Here is a 15,281-nt window from a genome sequence, read left to right on the forward strand (position 1 = left end):
CATGAGCGACCACGACGACCAGAAGCAGTACTTGCGGGCGGGCAGCGCGGCCGACGGGCCCTATGCCCTCCGGATCGATCCGGAACAGGCCGGCTGGGGGTACTCCAGCCTGCGTGTACTGGAGCTGAAGCCGGGCGGTTCACACTCCCTCGTCGCCGGGGACAGTGAGTGGATCGTGCTGCCGCTCAGCGGCGGTTGCACGGTGCAGACACAAGGCGAGATCTTTGAACTGCAGGGCAGAGAAAGCGTGTTCGGCGGAGTGAGTGACTTCGCCTATGTCCCGCGAGATGCCCATGCACAGATCGCCTCCGGTGCGGGAGGCCGCTTCGCCCTGGCAGGAGCGAAGTGCGAGCGACGACTCCCCGCTCGCTACGGCCCCGCGCCGGAGGTTCCGGTCGAGCTGCGCGGCGCGGGCAGCTGCTCGCGTCAGGTCAACAATTTCGCTGCAGCCGACACCTTCGACTGCGACAAGCTGATCGCGGTCGAAGTGCTCACACCCGGCGGGAACTGGTCCTCGTACCCGCCGCACAAGCACGACGAGCACCGCCCTGGCGCCGAGTCCGAGCTCGAGGAGATCTATTACTTCGAGATCGACCACGACGGCATCGGCTACCACCGCGTCTCCCCGTCGAGGCCCGGCGGTACGGACGTGCTGGCCGAGGTCCGCACCGGCGACGCGGTTCTCATCCCCGACGGCTGGCACGGCCCGTCCATCGCCGCGCCCGGCCGCGACATGTACTACCTCAATGTCATGGCGGGCCCGGGCGCCACCCGGGAGTGGCTGATCTGCGACCACCCGGACCACGGCTGGATCCGTGACACCTGGCCGGCGCAGCCCGTCGACCCCCGCCTTCCCCTGTACGAAGCCGGAACCGAAGAGGGTGCCCGATGAGCAGTACGCGCCGACTCACCGTCGCCCAGGCCCTCGTCGCCTTCCTCGCCCGCCAGTACAGCGAGCGCGACGGCCGCCGCCACCGCCTGATCAACGCCACCTGGGGCATCTTCGGCCACGGCAATGTGGCCGGACTCGGCCAGGCGCTCCTGGAGTCCGGAACAGACATGCCGTACATCCAGGGCCGCAACGAACAGGCGATGGTGCACGCCGCCGTCGGCTACGCCCGCCAGTCACGGCGCCTCTCCACCCACGCGGTGACCACCTCCATCGGCCCCGGCGCCACCAACCTCGTCACCGGCGCGGCGCTCGCCACCATCAACCGGCTGCCCGTCCTGCTGCTGCCCGGAGACATGTTCGCGACCCGCCCCGCCGACCCGGTCCTCCAGCAGCTCGAACTCCCCTACGCGGGCGATGTGTCGGTCAATGACGCCCTGCGACCGGTCTCGCGCTATTTCGACCGGGTCACCCGTCCCGAGATGCTCATTCCAGCTGCCCTGCAGGCGATGCGCGTCCTCGCCGACCCCGCCGACACGGGAGCCGTGACGCTGGCACTGCCGCAGGACGTGCAGGCCGAGGCATACGACTGGCCGGAGGACTTCTTCGCCGAGCGCGTCTGGAAGGTGAGCCGCCCCAGGCCCGATCTGGACGCCCTCGAAGCGGCCCGCCGCGCCCTGGCATCCGCCCGCCGCCCTCTGATCGTCGCGGGCGGCGGCGTCCACCACAGCGAGGCCGAGGAAGCGCTGCGGTCCTTCGCCGGCGCGACCGGCATTCCGGTCGCCTCCACCCAGGCGGGCAAGGGGTCGCTGCCCCACGACCACCCCTGTGACGTCGGCGGAATCGGCCACACCGGCACCGCCACGGCCGACGAGCTCGCCCGTACCGCCGACCTCGTGATCGGCATCGGCACCCGCTGGTCCGACTTCACCACCGCCTCCGCGACCCTCTTCCAGAACCCCGCCGTCCGCTTCCTCAACATCAACATCACCGCCTTCGACGCGCACAAGATGGCCGGACTCTCCCTGATCTCGGACGCCCGCACCGCCCTGGACGAACTGGCCGCGGCGCTCGGCACCCGCTTCCGCGTCGAGCCCGCCTACGCCACGGAGTACGGCGACGACAAGGAGCGCTGGGAGCACCGGGTCGATGCCGCCTACGAGGCCGAGGACCCGGACACCCGCCCCACCCAGCCCCAGGTGCTCGGCGCACTCGACGCGCTGGTCACCGGCGACGACATCCTGATCAACGCGGCGGGCTCGCTCCCGGGCGACCTTCACAAGCTGTGGCGCGCCCGTTCCGCCGACCAGTACCACGTCGAGTACGGCTACTCCTGCATGGGATACGAGATCCCGGCGGCCATCGGCGTCGGCATGGCCGCGCCGGGACGACCGGTGTGGGCACTCGTCGGCGACGGTACATATCTGATGAACCCCACCGAGATCGTCACCGCCGTCCAGGAGAACGTCCCGATCAAGGTGATCATCCTGCAGAATCACGGATACGCCTCGATCGGCGGCCTGTCCGAGTCGGTCGGCGGCGAGCGTTTCGGCACCGCCTACCGCCACCGCTCCGCCGACGGTACGTACACCGGAGCCCCGCTCCCCGTCGACCTGGCCGCCAACGCCGCCTCCCTGGGGCTGCGCGTGATCCGCGCCAAGACAGTGCGTGACCTGCGCGAAGCGCTTGCCGAGGCGCGCGAGGCGGACGTCCCCACAGGTGTCTACGTCGAGACCGAAACGGCAGACACTGTGTCGGGCGCGCCACCGGCGCAGGCGTGGTGGGATGTTCCGGTGGCCGAGACCGCGACCCGCCCGTCGGCGGTCAAGGCCCGGGAGGAGTACGACCGGCAAGTCTCAGCCCGACGCCGCCATCTGTGACGCCGCCATCTGCGAAGGAGCACGAAATGAAGACCGTCAACCACTGGATCGGTGGCAAGACCGTCGAGGGCGCGTCAGGCAACTGGGGCCCGGTCACCGACCCGGCGACCGGCGCCGTCACCACCCAGGTCGCCCTCGCCTCGGCGGAGGAGGTCGACGCCGCCGTCAGCGCGGCGAAGGAGGCGTACGCCACCTGGGGCACGTCCTCGCTCGCCCAGCGCACCTCCATCCTCTTCCGCTACCGCGCACTGCTCGACGCGCACCGCGACGACATCGCCGCGCTGATCACCGCCGAGCACGGCAAGGTCCACTCCGACGCGCTCGGCGAGGTCGCCCGCGGTCTGGAGATCGTGGAGCTCGCCTGCGGCATCACCACCCAGCTCAAGGGCGAACTGTCCACCCAGGTCTCCAACCGGGTCGACGTCTCCTCGATCCGCCAGTCGCTCGGCGTCGTCGCCGGCATCACGCCCTTCAACTTCCCGGCGATGGTCCCGATGTGGATGTTCCCGCTGGCGATCGCCTGCGGAAACACCTTCGTACTGAAGCCCAGCGAGAAGGACCCCTCGCCCGCGAACTTCCTCGCGGAGCTGGCGGCCGAGGCGGGCCTGCCCGACGGCGTGCTCAATGTCGTCCACGGCGACAAGGTCGCGGTCGACGCGCTGCTCACGCACCCGGACGTCGCCGCGGTCTCCTTCGTCGGCTCCACCCCGATCGCCCGCTACATCCACGCCACCGCATCCGCCAACGGCAAGCGCGTCCAGGCGCTCGGCGGCGCGAAGAACCACATGCTGGTCCTGCCAGACGCGGACCTCGACGCGGCCGCGGACGCGGCGGTCTCGGCGGCGTACGGTTCGGCGGGCGAGCGCTGCATGGCGATCTCCGCGGTCGTGGCGATCAGCTCCATCGCCGACGAGCTGGTGGACAAGATCCGCGAGCGCGCCGAGAAGATCAAGATCGGCCCCGGCAACGACCCCGTGTCCGAGATGGGCCCCCTGATCACCAAGGCCCACCGCGACAAGGTCGCCACCTATGTCACGGGCGCGGCGGCGCAGGGCGCGGACGTCGTGCTCGACGGCACCGGGTACACGGTCGACGGCTTCGAGGACGGCCACTGGATCGGCTTGTCGCTGCTCGACAAGGTCTCCACGGACTCCGACGCGTACCGCGACGAGATCTTCGGCCCGGTGCTGTGCGTGCTGCGCGCGGACACCTACGAGGAGGGCCTGGCCCTCATCAACGCCTCCCCGTACGGCAACGGCACGGCCATCTTCACCCGCGACGGCGGCGCCGCGCGCCGCTTCCAGCTGGAGGTCGAGGCGGGCATGGTCGGCGTGAACGTGCCGATCCCGGTCCCCGTGGGCTACCACTCCTTCGGCGGCTGGAAGGACTCGCTCTTCGGCGACCACCACATCTACGGCAACGACGGCGTGCACTTCTACACCCGCGGCAAGGTCGTCACCACCCGCTGGCCGGACCCGTCGGAGGGCCACATCGGCGTGGACCTGGGCTTCCCCCGCAATCACTGACGCCCGCCCGTAATTCGGTGGTCCGGCCGCCCCGGCCGGACCACCCTGGGGTCCATGCAAGAACCGCAGCGCCGTATCCGAGCGCTCCACACCGAATCCACAGTCACCGTCTACCAGGCCTACCCCCCGGCCATCGGCCTCCCGGCCGCCCGCGACGGACGTTTTCCCGCGGCCTGGAAGCGGGACCGGATGACCTGGATCAAGCCCTCGTTCCTGTGGATGATGTACCGCTGCGGCTGGGGCACCAAGGAGGGCCAGGAGACGGTCCTCGCCGTCGAGATCAGCCGCGACGGCTTCGAGTGGGCGCTGCGCAACGCCTGTCTCTCGCACTACGACAAAGATGTGCACCCCGACCAGGCCGCCTGGAGGCGGGAGTTGAAGCGCGCCCCCGCCCGGGTCCAGTGGGACCCCGAGCGCGATCTGCGTCTGAATGCGCTGCCGTACCGCTCGCTCCAGCTCGGTCTGGCGGGCGATGCCTCGCGGCTGTACGCCGACGAGTGGACTGTCTCGATCAGGGATGTGACACCGCTCGCGCACCGGATCCACGCCCTCGTACGGGACGGTGAGCTGGACGCCTCGGGCAGGCTTCTGCCCGAGGAGCGCCCGTACCCGGCCGGGCAGGAGCTCCTCGGGCAGTTGACCGGTGAGAAGAGCCGGCTGGGCTAGAACAGCGAGTACAGCAGCCTGTTCGGGGAACCGGTCCGCGGGTCCTGGACCTTGCCCGTCGTCGCGCCGTTCACGATCGCGTCCCTGACCTGCGCCGGGGTCGCCGTCGCGTGCGTCGCCAGATACAGCGCCGCGACGCCCGCCGTGTGCGGCGTCGCCATCGACGTGCCCGAGATCGTGTTCGTCGCCGTGTTGCTGTCCTTCCACGACGACGTGATGTTCACGCCCGGTGCGAACAGGTCAAGGCACGTCCCATAGTTGGAGAACGACGCCCTCCGGTCCGTGTTGTCCGTCGCGCCGACCGTGATCGCCTCGGGGACTCGGGCAGGCGAGTAGTTGCACGCGTTCGCGGGAAGGCCGAGGAAGTTGCCGTTGCCCGCGGCGATCGCATAACTGACGCCCGAGGCGATGGACTTCTTCACCGCGTTGTCCAGCGAGGTGTTCACCCCGCCGCCCAGGCTCATGTTGGCCACGGCCGGCTTCTTCGCGTTGGCGGTCACCCAGTCGATGCCCGCGATGACTCCGGCCGTCGTCCCGGAGCCCTGGCAGTTCAGGACGCGTACGGCGATGAGCTTGACGGCCTTGGCCACGCCGTACGTCCTCCCGCCGACCGTGCCTGCCACATGCGTGCCGTGGCCGTTGCAGTCCTGGCCGTTCTGGCCGCCGCCCACGGTGTCCGTGCCGACGCTCGCGCGGCCGCCGAACTCGGTGTGGGAGGTGCGGATCCCGGTGTCGATGATGTACGCGTTCACGTTTGACGCGGTGGTCTTGTAGGTGTACGACTTCGACAGCGGCAGGTCGCGCTGGTCGATGCGGTCGATTCCCCAGGTCGGGTTGGTCTGGGTGTCGTTGAGGCGGACCGTGGCGTTCTGCTCGACGTACGCCACGCGAGGATCGGCGGCTAGCTTCGCCGCTTTGTCGCCGGACATGGTCGCGGAGAAGCCCTGGAGGACGCTGCGGTAGGTGAGTTTCGGTGTGACGCCCAGATCGGCGGCGCGGGTCGAGCCGTCCTTGAGGACGACAATCCAGCTGTTCTGTATGGCAGTTGCAGTGGGAGCGAGACGAAGATCGCCGAGGGGTGCGCCCTGCGCGGTGGGGGAGGCGGCGAACTGGAGACCGGCGGCAAGGGCGATTACGGGTATCAGCGCCCCGAAGCGTCGGGCAGTGGCTCTCATCTCGTGCACCTACCTTTCGTTGACCGATGACGGACAAGTACGGGCGTGCATGGTGCCAGGAGCTGCATATGCGCTGACCAGGGTCTCGTGACGTGACCTGCGACACAAGACAGCTTCGCCACTTGACACATGACGGATCCACACATTGTGAACACCCATAAGGTCACAAATCGCCGCTCGCGCCCCCGGTGTTCACTACCGGGCCGGGAACTCCCAGGTGAGCATCGCGAACACCCCGTCGTCCGTCGAGCCCGCCGAGCGGTATGTCGCCAGCGCCGCGTCATTGTCCGTGTCCACGCCCACCCAGAGGTCGTAGCAGCCGCGCTCGCGCGCCACCTCACGCAGCGCCTCGACCAGGGCCCGTCCGATGCCGCGCCTGCGGTACGGCTCGTCCACCGACAGCTCGTACAGACACATCTCCGTGCCCTTGTCGGGGTGGAGCATCTCGATGCCCGAGACCATTCCGGCCGGAGCCCCGTCGACATAGGCGATCAGCATCAGATGCCCGGGCGCCGCCAGGAAACGCTCCGCCCACTCCGCCCGCGCCGGCCCGTCATAGAGATGCTCGGCCGCGACGAGCTCGGCCACCGTGGTCGCGCGCCGGATGTCCATACGGGTCCCTTCGGGGCGGCGGTGCATACCGCGTCTGGTGTACGAGGACCGTACTGCGTACTACTCGAGGAGGCTCAGCAGTTCCGCCTGGCGGCAGCCGAGTGAGCACAGGGATCCGCTTAGGGTTTCAAGCATGCAGATCCGACTTCCCGGGCCGCGCGGCCGATGGCTCGCAGGCGTCGCCGCCTTCGCCGTTCTGGCCGGCGCGGGCACCTGGACCGCGGTCGCCGACGACGGCGCACCGGCCGTGCAGCGTGAGGACCGGGTGCAGGAGATGCCCGGGGCGAAGATCGACACCTCCTACTTCACGACGGGCGGCAAGGAGCGCCGTCCCGCCGTGCTCCTCGGCCACGGCTTCGGCGGCAGCAAGGACGACGTACGCGCCCAGGCCGAGAAGCTGGCCCGCGACGGATACGCCGTGCTGACCTGGTCCGCCCGCGGCTTCGGCACATCCACCGGGCAGATTGGGCTCAACGACCCCGACTTCGAGGTCAAGGACGTCTCGCGGCTCGTCGACTGGCTGGCGAAACGGCCCGAAGTGCAGCTGGACGCGAACGGTGACCCGCGCGTCGGCGTCGCCGGTGCCTCCTACGGCGGAGCCATCTCGCTGCTCGCCGCCGGATACGACAAGCGCGTCGACGCCATCGCCCCCGCCATCACCTACTGGAACCTCTCCGACGCGCTCTTCCCGGACGGCGTCTTCAAGAAGCTCTGGGCCGGGATCTTCTTCTCCACCGGCTCGGTGGGCGCGCCGGGCACCTCCGAAGACCGGTCCGCCGATGCACCCGCCGATGCACCCGCCGACGCACCTGCCGGGGACACGCCCCCGGGCGGTGCCGGGCCTCAGGGCGCAGCCGGAGCCGCCACCCCCGCGGGCCCCGCCAACCCGGGCGGCTGCGGACGCTTCCAGCCCGCATTGTGCGCGATGTACGAACGCGTCGCCGTTGCGGGAAAGCCCGACGCCGCCGCCGAGCAACTCCTTGAGCGCCGCAGCCCCTCCGCCGTCGGCGAGCGCATCAAGGTGCCCACGCTGATCGTTCAGGGCCAGTCCGACTCCCTCTTCCCGCTTGCGCACGCCGACGCCATGGCCAAGCGGATCAGCGCCAACGGCGCGCCCGTCTCCGTCGACTGGATCGTCGGCGGCCACGACGGCGGCGACCGGGAGGCCGGCCGGATCGAGTCCCGGATCAGCAACTGGTTCGACCGCTACCTGAAGCAGGACAAGGGCACTGACACCGGACCCGCCTTCCGCGTCAGCCGCACCGGAGGCATCGACTCCACCGACGGCCAGGCGCTGCTGCGCGGCGCGACCGGCGACCGCTACCCGGGGCTTACGAACGGTGCACAGCCCATCGCGCTCACCGGCCGCGAGCAGAGCTTCTCCAACCCGGCCGGCGCCACCCCGCCCGCCATCTCCGCGGTCCCCGGCCTCGGCGGCGGCCTCGGTCAGCTCTCCTCCCTCGGTCTCGGTCTCTCCCTCGACTTCCCCGGCCAGTTCGCACGCTTCGACTCTGAGTCCCTCACGCAGTCCCTGCGGATCACCGGCTCGCCGACCGTCCGCGTCAAGGTCACCTCCTCCAACGGCGAAGCGGTTCTGTTCGGCAAGGTCTACGACGTCGGGCCCGACGGCCGTGAACAGGTGCTGCCCTCCCAGCTCGTCGCCCCCGTCCGCGTCGAGAACGCCAAGCAGGGCACGGACGTCGCACTGACCCTGCCGGCCGTGGACCATCAGGTCGACGCCGGACACCGGTTGCGGCTGGTCCTGTCCGCGACCGACCTCGGCTATGCGTCCCCGGCCGCCCCCGCCACGTACACCGTCGCGCTCGCCGCAGGCGGCACCCTGGCGGTGCCCACCGCACCCGCCGTGAAGACCCAGGCCGCGGGACTTCCCTGGTGGACCTGGGCGCTCCCGGCCTCGGGCGCACTGATCGCGGCGGCGCTCCTGCTCACCGCCCGGCGCCGGGTCCTGGCCCCGGCGCCCGATCCCGAGCTGGCCGAAGTGCCGCTGGAGATCACCGGCTTGACCAAGCGGTACGCCAAGTCCGCCGACCGGTATGCCGTACGAGAGCTGTCCTTCCGCGTCGAGAAGGGCCAGGTCCTCGGCCTGCTCGGCCCCAACGGCGCGGGCAAGACCACCACCCTGCGCATGCTGATGGGTCTCATCCGGCCCGACGAGGGCGAGATCCGCGTCTTCGGCCACGCCATCCGCCCGGGCGCGCCCGTCCTCTCCCGGGTCGGCGCGTTCGTCGAGGGCGCGGGCTTCCTGCCGCATCTCTCGGGCCGCGACAACCTGGAGCTCTACTGGCAGGCCACCGGCCGCCCCGCCGGCGATGCGCATATCGAGGAGGCCCTGGAGATCGCGGGTCTCGGCGACGCCCTCGCCCGCGCCGTACGCACCTACTCGCAGGGAATGCGGCAGCGCCTCGCCATCGCCCAGGCCATGCTCGGCATGCCGGATCTGCTGATTCTCGACGAGCCGACGAATGGACTCGACCCGCCCCAGATCCGCGAAATGCGGGACGTGATGATCCGGTACGCGGCCGCGGGCCGCACGGTGATCGTCTCCAGTCACCTCCTCTCCGAGGTCGAACAGTCCTGCACTCATCTCGTGGTCATGGACCGTGGCCGGCTGGTGCAGGCAGGACCGGTCGCGGAGATCACCGGCGAGAGCGACACCCTGCTCGTCACCACCGCCGAGGAGGTCGCGGAGCCGGTGGTCGAGAAGATCGCCGCGCTGCCGGGAATCGGCTCGGCGTCCCGTACGGACGAAGGACTGCTCGTACGCCTCGACGGGGCTACGGCCACCGGCATGATCGCCGAACTCGTCCGTCTGGATGTGCCGTTGACGGGCGTCGGTCCGCACCGCCGCCTGGAGGATGCCTTCCTCACCCTGATCGGAGGTCCCGCATGAGCACGCTGGTCGAGTCGGCCCCTGGCTACCGGGGGCGCCACACCCTGCCGCTGCGTGTCGAGGCCGTACGGCAGCTGAAGCGCAGGCGGACGCTGGTCATGGCCGGGGTGCTGGCCGCGCTGCCCCTCATTCTGATCGCCGCCTTCGCGATCGGCGGCACCCCGGACGGCAGGGACAGCGGCCGGGTGACCCTGATGGACACGGCCACCGCGTCCGGGGCGAACTTCGCGGCCACCTGTCTGTTCGTCTCGGCCGGCTTCCTGCTGGTGGTGCCGGTGGCGCTGTTCTGCGGTGACACCGTGGCGTCGGAGGCCAGCTGGTCGTCCCTGCGCTATCTGCTCGCCGCCCCCGTGCCGCGCACTCGGTTGCTGTGGTCCAAGCTGGCGGTGGCGCTCGGCTTCACCGCGGCGGCGATGGTGCTGCTGCCGCTGGTGGCTCTGGCAACGGGCACCTTGGCCTACGGCTGGGGGCCGCTGGAGCTGCCCACGGGCGGCTCCCTGGACACCGGCGACACGCTGCCGCGTCTGGGACTGGTCGTGGCGTTCATCTTTGTCTCCCAACTGGTCACGGCCGGGCTTGCGTTCTGGCTTTCCACCAAGACCGACGCTCCGCTGGGCGCGGTCGGCGGCGCGGTGGGTCTGACGATCATCGGCAATGTGCTGGACGCGGTCACGGCGCTCGGGTCATGGCGTGATGTGCTGCCCGCGCACTGGCAGTTCGCGTGGATCGATGCGCTCCAGCCACAGCTGGAGTGGAACGGCATGGTGAAGGGCGCGGCGGTCTCGGTGACGTATGCGCTGGTGCTGTTCGCGCTCGCCTTCCGGAACTTCTCCCGCAAGGACATCGTGTCCTAAGGGGTCTCCGGCGCGTCGCATCGCTACAGCCAGCCCCGACGAGCCGCTTCCGCTCCCGCCCGGAAGCGGCTCGTCGTGCCGAGAGCGGCGAGCAGTTCACCGACGCGGCGGCTGTACGTGCGCCCCGACATGCCGAGCCGGGCCGCGGCCGCCTCGTCCGTGAGCCCGGTCAGCATGGCGTGGAGCACGGACCGCAGATGGGCCGGCACAGGGCCGACCATATGTCGGGTCGGATCATCACCCGTGTCCCACCAGGTGCGGTGTGTGCGGACCAGGGTCTGGACGACAACGGGATCGCGGATCAAGAGCACGCCGTTGTAGTGCAGTTCCAGATCGAGCGGCACGGCAGCGACCGTGCGGTCCGCGACGACCATCTTGAACGGAATGGAGTCCGTCACCCTGACCGCGCCGGGGCAGTGCAACGGCTCCCGCATATGTGTCAGCCCCTGCCGGGGTGCGATACGTCGGACCGCCGCGGTCTGCCCGGTGGCCGAACGCACGCAGGCGCCTGCGAATTCGAGGAACCGCTCCGGAATGCCCTGGCCCAGCGCACCTGCCGGGTCGTCGAAGCTGAGGAGCTCGCGGCGTGCGGAGCGGACCAGCCTGGTCAGGGCCGCTCTCACCTGCGCCACCCCTTGAACAGGCTGCCCAGGCGCGTCGCGCAGAACAGACCGTGAAACCTCTGGACCGAGCACGGAGCCCGGAACGACCCCCACTGTCATCGCAGATCATCCCCCCGCCATCCACGCAGACATACGGTCCGTCCCCTTCGGATTCGTATGCCACTCCATGTACGCACACGAATGCACATGGTGACAAGCGCCTGGTCGGGGACTGGCGAGTCCTTGCCAGTCCCTTCGTTTCCGAGCGGTGGCCGGTCACGATGGAGGCAGGAGAGATGAGTGCGAGCAGTGGAGCCACTGAGGGAGTTGCCCTTCCCGGGCGGGCAACTCCCGCCCGCCGTTGCCGCATTGAGATCCATCCGCAACTCCTTCGACTGCTCCTTGGAGCCGTCTCGGACGTCACATTCACAAGTGACGATCCAGGGGAGCCCAGATGAAGCTCAGCACACGGACGTACAGGGGAGCGGCGGCCGCGATACTGGCCGGCGGCATGCTGCTGACCGCGGGCTGCGGCACGGGCGGCCAGGCCGACCGGTCCTCCCACAGCGGCGAGCAGCGGGCGAACGACGGCTCGAAGCCCGCACCCGTGCCGATCGCGCCGGACGGCGGAGGAGGCGCACCTGCGGAGGGGGTTGACGGCGGGTCGGAAGGACAGCGAAAGGACGACGCGCTCGAGGATTCAAGGCCAGCGGCCGACTATCTGTCGACCTTCGCGCTCGACGTCGACACCGCCTCGTACGGCTATGCCCGTCGCACACTCGCCGACGGACAGCGGCCGCAGCCCGGTGACATCAGGCCCGAGGAGTTCGTCAACAGCTTCCGGCAGGACTATCCGCGGCCGAAGGGCGACGGCTTCTCGGTGACGGTCGACGGCGCGCGGCCCCGTGGCGCCGAGGGCGAAGTGGACGGGGAGGACTGGTCGCTGGTGCGCGTGGGGCTTTCGACCCGCCCCTCCGACCGCGCGGGCGAACGGCCGCCCGCCGCTCTCACGTTCGTCATCGACATCTCCGGCTCCATGGCTGAGCCTGGCCGCCTCGACCTCGTCCAGGAATCGCTGGGCATCCTCACCGACAAGCTGCGCGACGACGACTCGATCGCCGTCGTCACCTTCAGCGACGAGGCCGAGACCCGGCTGCCGATGACCAGGCTCAAGGGCAGCCGCGAGCGGATCCACTCGGTGATCGACAGTTTGGAGCCGACCGACTCCACCAATGTCGAGGCGGGCGTGCGGACCGGCTACGACGAGGCGGTCGAGGGCCGTCGCCGCGGAGCCACCAACCGCGTCGTGCTCCTCTCCGACGCCCTCGCCAATACGGGGGAGACCGACGCCGACGCGATCCTCGACCGCATCGACGACGCGCGTCGGGAGTACGGCATCACGCTCTTCGGCGTGGGCGTCGGCAGTGAGTACGGCGACGAGCTGATGGAGCGGCTCGCCGACAAGGGCGACGGTCACACCACGTACGTCTCCACCAGCCAGCAGGCCAGGAAGGTCTTCGTCGACCAGCTGCCCACCCATGTCGAGCTGCGCGCACGGGACGCCAAGGCGCAGGTGGCCTTCGACCCGAAGACCGTCAAGCAGTTCCGGCTCATCGGCTACGAGAACCGCGCGGTCGCGGACGAGGACTTCCGCAACGACCGTGTGGACGGCGGCGAGGTCGGCCCGGGCCACACGGTGACGGCGCTGTATGCGGTACGGCTGCGGGAGGGCGCGAGCGGTCATGTCGCGACGGCGACCGTCCGCTGGCTCGACCCACGGACGCGCGCGCCGCACGAGCAGACGGGCTCCGTCGAGACGGACGCGATCGACGGCGCGCTGTGGGACGGAGCCTCCAAGAGGCTCCAGGTCACGGCAGTCGCGGCGTACTTCGCCGAATCGCTGAGGGGCGGCTCGATGCCGGGCGCGCCGGGTCTGGGCGAACTGGCCGAGCGGGCGGGGACGCTGGCCAAGTCGACGGAGGACGGCGCGGTGCGGCAGCTGGCGGAGGCGATCAGGCAGGCGCAGAGGCTGCGGGACTGAGACGAGGGTGAGACGGCGCGGCGGTCGGGCTGCGCCCCGACGACGGCGCAGCGCTGGTCGGGCTGTGCCGTGGTCAGGGCGCGGCGGTCGGGCTGCGCCAGGTCCCGGCTGCTGGGCGCGCTGCCGGGCAGGTGGGTTCGGGTGCGGCCCGGCGGAGCCGCCGACCAGGCGGGTCGAGGTCAGCCCGGCGGCGGACTCGCAGGGCGGGCCCGGCTCCAGCCTCGTGGCCCGGTCCCAGCCCGGTGGCTCGGCTCCAGCCTGGAGTCCCGGCCCGGCAGGCGGGCCTCAGCTGCAGCCCGGCCGCGCGGGGTCGCCTGCCGGTCGCCAGTCACCTGTCGCCTTGGGCAGGAGGCGGACGGCGTGGTCGCCCCGCCGCACTCCGGTCCGGCCCTGGTGCGTGCCGCTCCGGAGGCGGAGGGACATGATGTGGGCCATGGCCACCCTTTTGCTCGCCCTCGCCATCATCTCCACCGGTCTGTACGCGGGGTTCATGCTGACCTTCCGGACCGGGGTCATGCCCGCTCTCGCCCGGCTGTCCGACGACCAGTTCCTCACCGCCATGCGCCGGATCAACGAGGTCGTACCGCGCCCGCTCTTCCTCCTCATCTTCTTCGGGATCATCGCCTTCCCGGCCGCGGCCCTCGCCGTCCCCGTCGACGGGCGTACGGACACCCAGCGTTGGCTGATCGTCGCGGGCCTGTTGTGCGCGGTCCTCAATCACCTCGTCACCGTCGTCGGCAACATCCCGCTGAACAACGCCCTCGCGACGTCGGAGAACGACCCCTCGGCCGGCCCCGACAGCGAGGTCCGCGCGGCCTTCGAGCCCCGCTGGAACGTCCTCCATCTGATCCGCACGCTGTTCACGATCGCGTCGTTCGCCCTGCTGGTCAGTGCCGCGCTGTAGCGACGTGACAGCACCGGTGCCCCCAGAGGCCACCGACGTATCCGCTGGATGTCGGGTTCGCGACACCGGAATGTCGCGGGAGAAGGGCAGGTTCCCGGGCAGCCCTCCCGTCTCGTACCGCGATCGCGCCGCGAGGCGGGCCCCATGAAAGAAGGACGGCCGAGAACGTGGCCATGCCCGAGACCCTCCCCCTGCAACGGCACCCGCTGAACCGCCTGCGGCAGCTGCCCGTCCGCAGGATCCTCTGCTTCGTCCCGTTCGTCCTGGTTGCCGTCTGGGCCTTCGGCAACTGGCCCCTCGTGGCCTCCGGCGTCAGCCGCCTCGGCGGCGCCGACATCAGCTGGCTGCTCATGGGCGGCGTCGTCACCGGACTGTGCTGGGTGGCGGCGTCCTGCGTACGCCAGGGAACCGTCGTGGAACGGCTCCCCACCGGGCGCCTGCTCGCCTCGCAGTTCGCCGCCGGAGCCGCCAACCACTTGCTCCCGGCCGGACTCGGGGCGCATGTGGTCACCCTGCGCTTCCTTCGGGGCTGCGGCATTCCGCTGGACCGTTCGACGGCCGCGCTCGCCCTCTACAGCCTGGTCGAGGCGGTCGCCAGGATCGGACTGCTCCTCGGGCTGGTGCTCGCCTTCCCCGACGCGCTGCGGCTCGACGAGCTCGTACCGCCAGGGAGTACGGTCCCGACGGCGCTCCTCGTCGCGGTCGCCGTCGTCGGAACGGCGGTGATCGTGCTGCTCTCGATACCGCGGCTGCGCCGCTTCGTCGCCGGATTCCTGCGCACGGCGCTGACCGACGCACGCGCCCTGCACAAACGGCCGTCCCGGGCGCTGGCCCTGTGGGGCGGCGCACTGGCCTTCCCGCTGCTGCAGGCAGGCGTGCTGGTCTGTGTCGCCCTCGCCCTTGAACTGCCGGTCTCGTGGCACTACATCGTGATCGCCTATCTGGCGGCGAGCATCGTGGCCGGTTTCATTCCGGCTCCGGGCGGCATCGGCTCGGTCGAGCCCGCCCTGGCCGTCGCTCTCGTCACGGTCGGCGCGCCGCTCGTGGTCGCCACCGCGACGGTTCTCGGCTTCCGCTTCCTCACCGTATGGATGCCGCTGCTGCCGGGAGTGGCGGTGCTGGCCGCGCTGGTGCGGTGGCGGGTGCTCTGAGCCGTACGGACAGGGCCTACCCCGGTGCGTGCCATCAGGGCGCAGGAAACTGAGCCCCTGCCGCCCGATG

The 15,281-nt window shown here is 70.5% G+C and carries 12 protein-coding genes; 9 read left to right on the forward strand and 3 right to left on the reverse strand.

What is annotated here, in order from left to right; all coding sequences use genetic code 11:
- Position 1 precedes the first annotated feature (1 nt).
- The 4 genes from iolB to OOK40_RS03105 are packed head-to-tail and all read left to right on the forward strand — an operon-like array spanning position 2 to position 4,961.
- Positions 2–892, forward strand: a complete 891-nt coding sequence (gene iolB, locus OOK40_RS03090; RefSeq protein ID WP_266476247.1) for a 5-deoxy-glucuronate isomerase — start codon at positions 2–4, stop codon at positions 890–892.
- Positions 889–2,769, forward strand: a complete 1,881-nt coding sequence (gene iolD, locus OOK40_RS03095; RefSeq protein WP_266476248.1) for a 3D-(3,5/4)-trihydroxycyclohexane-1,2-dione acylhydrolase (decyclizing) — start codon at positions 889–891, stop codon at positions 2,767–2,769. The genes iolB and iolD overlap by 4 nt, the downstream gene beginning before the upstream one ends.
- Positions 2,770–2,795: 26 nt before the next feature.
- Positions 2,796–4,295 (forward strand): CoA-acylating methylmalonate-semialdehyde dehydrogenase, encoded by a 1,500-nt coding sequence (locus OOK40_RS03100; RefSeq protein ID WP_266476250.1) that lies wholly within the window; start codon positions 2,796–2,798, stop codon positions 4,293–4,295.
- Positions 4,296–4,349: 54 nt separating this feature from the next.
- Positions 4,350–4,961: a DUF4291 domain-containing protein gene (locus OOK40_RS03105; RefSeq protein ID WP_266476251.1), complete on the forward strand. Its 612-nt coding sequence runs from the start codon at positions 4,350–4,352 to the stop codon at positions 4,959–4,961.
- On the opposite strand, the gene OOK40_RS03110 is transcribed toward OOK40_RS03105, so the two are convergent.
- Together OOK40_RS03110 and OOK40_RS03115 are read right to left on the reverse strand one after the other, a co-directional pair.
- Positions 4,958–6,145 carry a S8 family peptidase gene (locus tag OOK40_RS03110; protein WP_266476252.1) on the reverse strand — a complete coding sequence of 396 codons (1,188 nt, stop codon included), beginning with the start codon at positions 6,143–6,145 and terminating at the stop codon, positions 4,958–4,960. The two genes, OOK40_RS03105 and OOK40_RS03110, sit on opposite strands and share 4 nt — an antisense overlap.
- A 186-nt stretch (positions 6,146–6,331) precedes the next feature.
- Complete coding sequence (locus tag OOK40_RS03115) at positions 6,332–6,748, reverse strand: GNAT family N-acetyltransferase (RefSeq protein ID WP_266476253.1); 417 nt, start codon at positions 6,746–6,748, stop codon at positions 6,332–6,334.
- Positions 6,749–6,881: 133 nt separating this feature from the next.
- Here OOK40_RS03115 and OOK40_RS03120 point away from each other — a divergent pair, with 133 nt between their 5' ends.
- Both OOK40_RS03120 and OOK40_RS03125 read left to right on the forward strand, forming a co-directional pair.
- Positions 6,882–9,659: an alpha/beta fold hydrolase gene (locus tag OOK40_RS03120; RefSeq protein WP_266476254.1), complete on the forward strand. Its 2,778-nt coding sequence runs from the start codon at positions 6,882–6,884 to the stop codon at positions 9,657–9,659.
- Complete coding sequence (locus tag OOK40_RS03125) at positions 9,656–10,513, forward strand: ABC transporter permease (protein ID WP_266476255.1); 858 nt, start codon at positions 9,656–9,658, stop codon at positions 10,511–10,513. The genes OOK40_RS03120 and OOK40_RS03125 overlap by 4 nt, the downstream gene beginning before the upstream one ends.
- Positions 10,514–10,536: 23 nt before the next feature.
- Here the strand turns inward: OOK40_RS03125 and OOK40_RS03130 are convergent, their stop codons facing one another.
- Entirely contained in the window at positions 10,537–11,136 is a 600-nt protein-coding gene (locus OOK40_RS03130) for a DNA-binding response regulator (protein ID WP_266476256.1), read from the reverse strand.
- Between the two features lie 433 nt (positions 11,137–11,569).
- Here OOK40_RS03130 and OOK40_RS03135 point away from each other — a divergent pair, with 433 nt between their 5' ends.
- From OOK40_RS03135 to OOK40_RS03145, 3 genes are all read left to right on the forward strand, one after another.
- The gene (locus OOK40_RS03135; RefSeq protein ID WP_266476257.1) at positions 11,570–13,156 is read left to right on the forward strand and encodes a VWA domain-containing protein; all 1,587 of its coding nucleotides are present in this window, start codon (positions 11,570–11,572) and stop codon (positions 13,154–13,156) included.
- Between the two features lie 433 nt (positions 13,157–13,589).
- Positions 13,590–14,060: a DUF1772 domain-containing protein gene (locus OOK40_RS03140; protein ID WP_266476259.1), complete on the forward strand. Its 471-nt coding sequence runs from the start codon at positions 13,590–13,592 to the stop codon at positions 14,058–14,060.
- A 173-nt stretch (positions 14,061–14,233) separates the two neighbouring features.
- Positions 14,234–15,211 (forward strand): lysylphosphatidylglycerol synthase transmembrane domain-containing protein, encoded by a 978-nt coding sequence (locus tag OOK40_RS03145; RefSeq protein WP_266476260.1) that lies wholly within the window; start codon positions 14,234–14,236, stop codon positions 15,209–15,211.
- Positions 15,212–15,281 lie beyond the last annotated feature (70 nt).

Origin of the sequence: Streptomyces sp. NBC_01481 (genome assembly GCF_026339995.1) — a bacterium.
Taxonomy (GTDB): Bacteria; Actinomycetota; Actinomycetes; order Streptomycetales; family Streptomycetaceae; genus Streptomyces.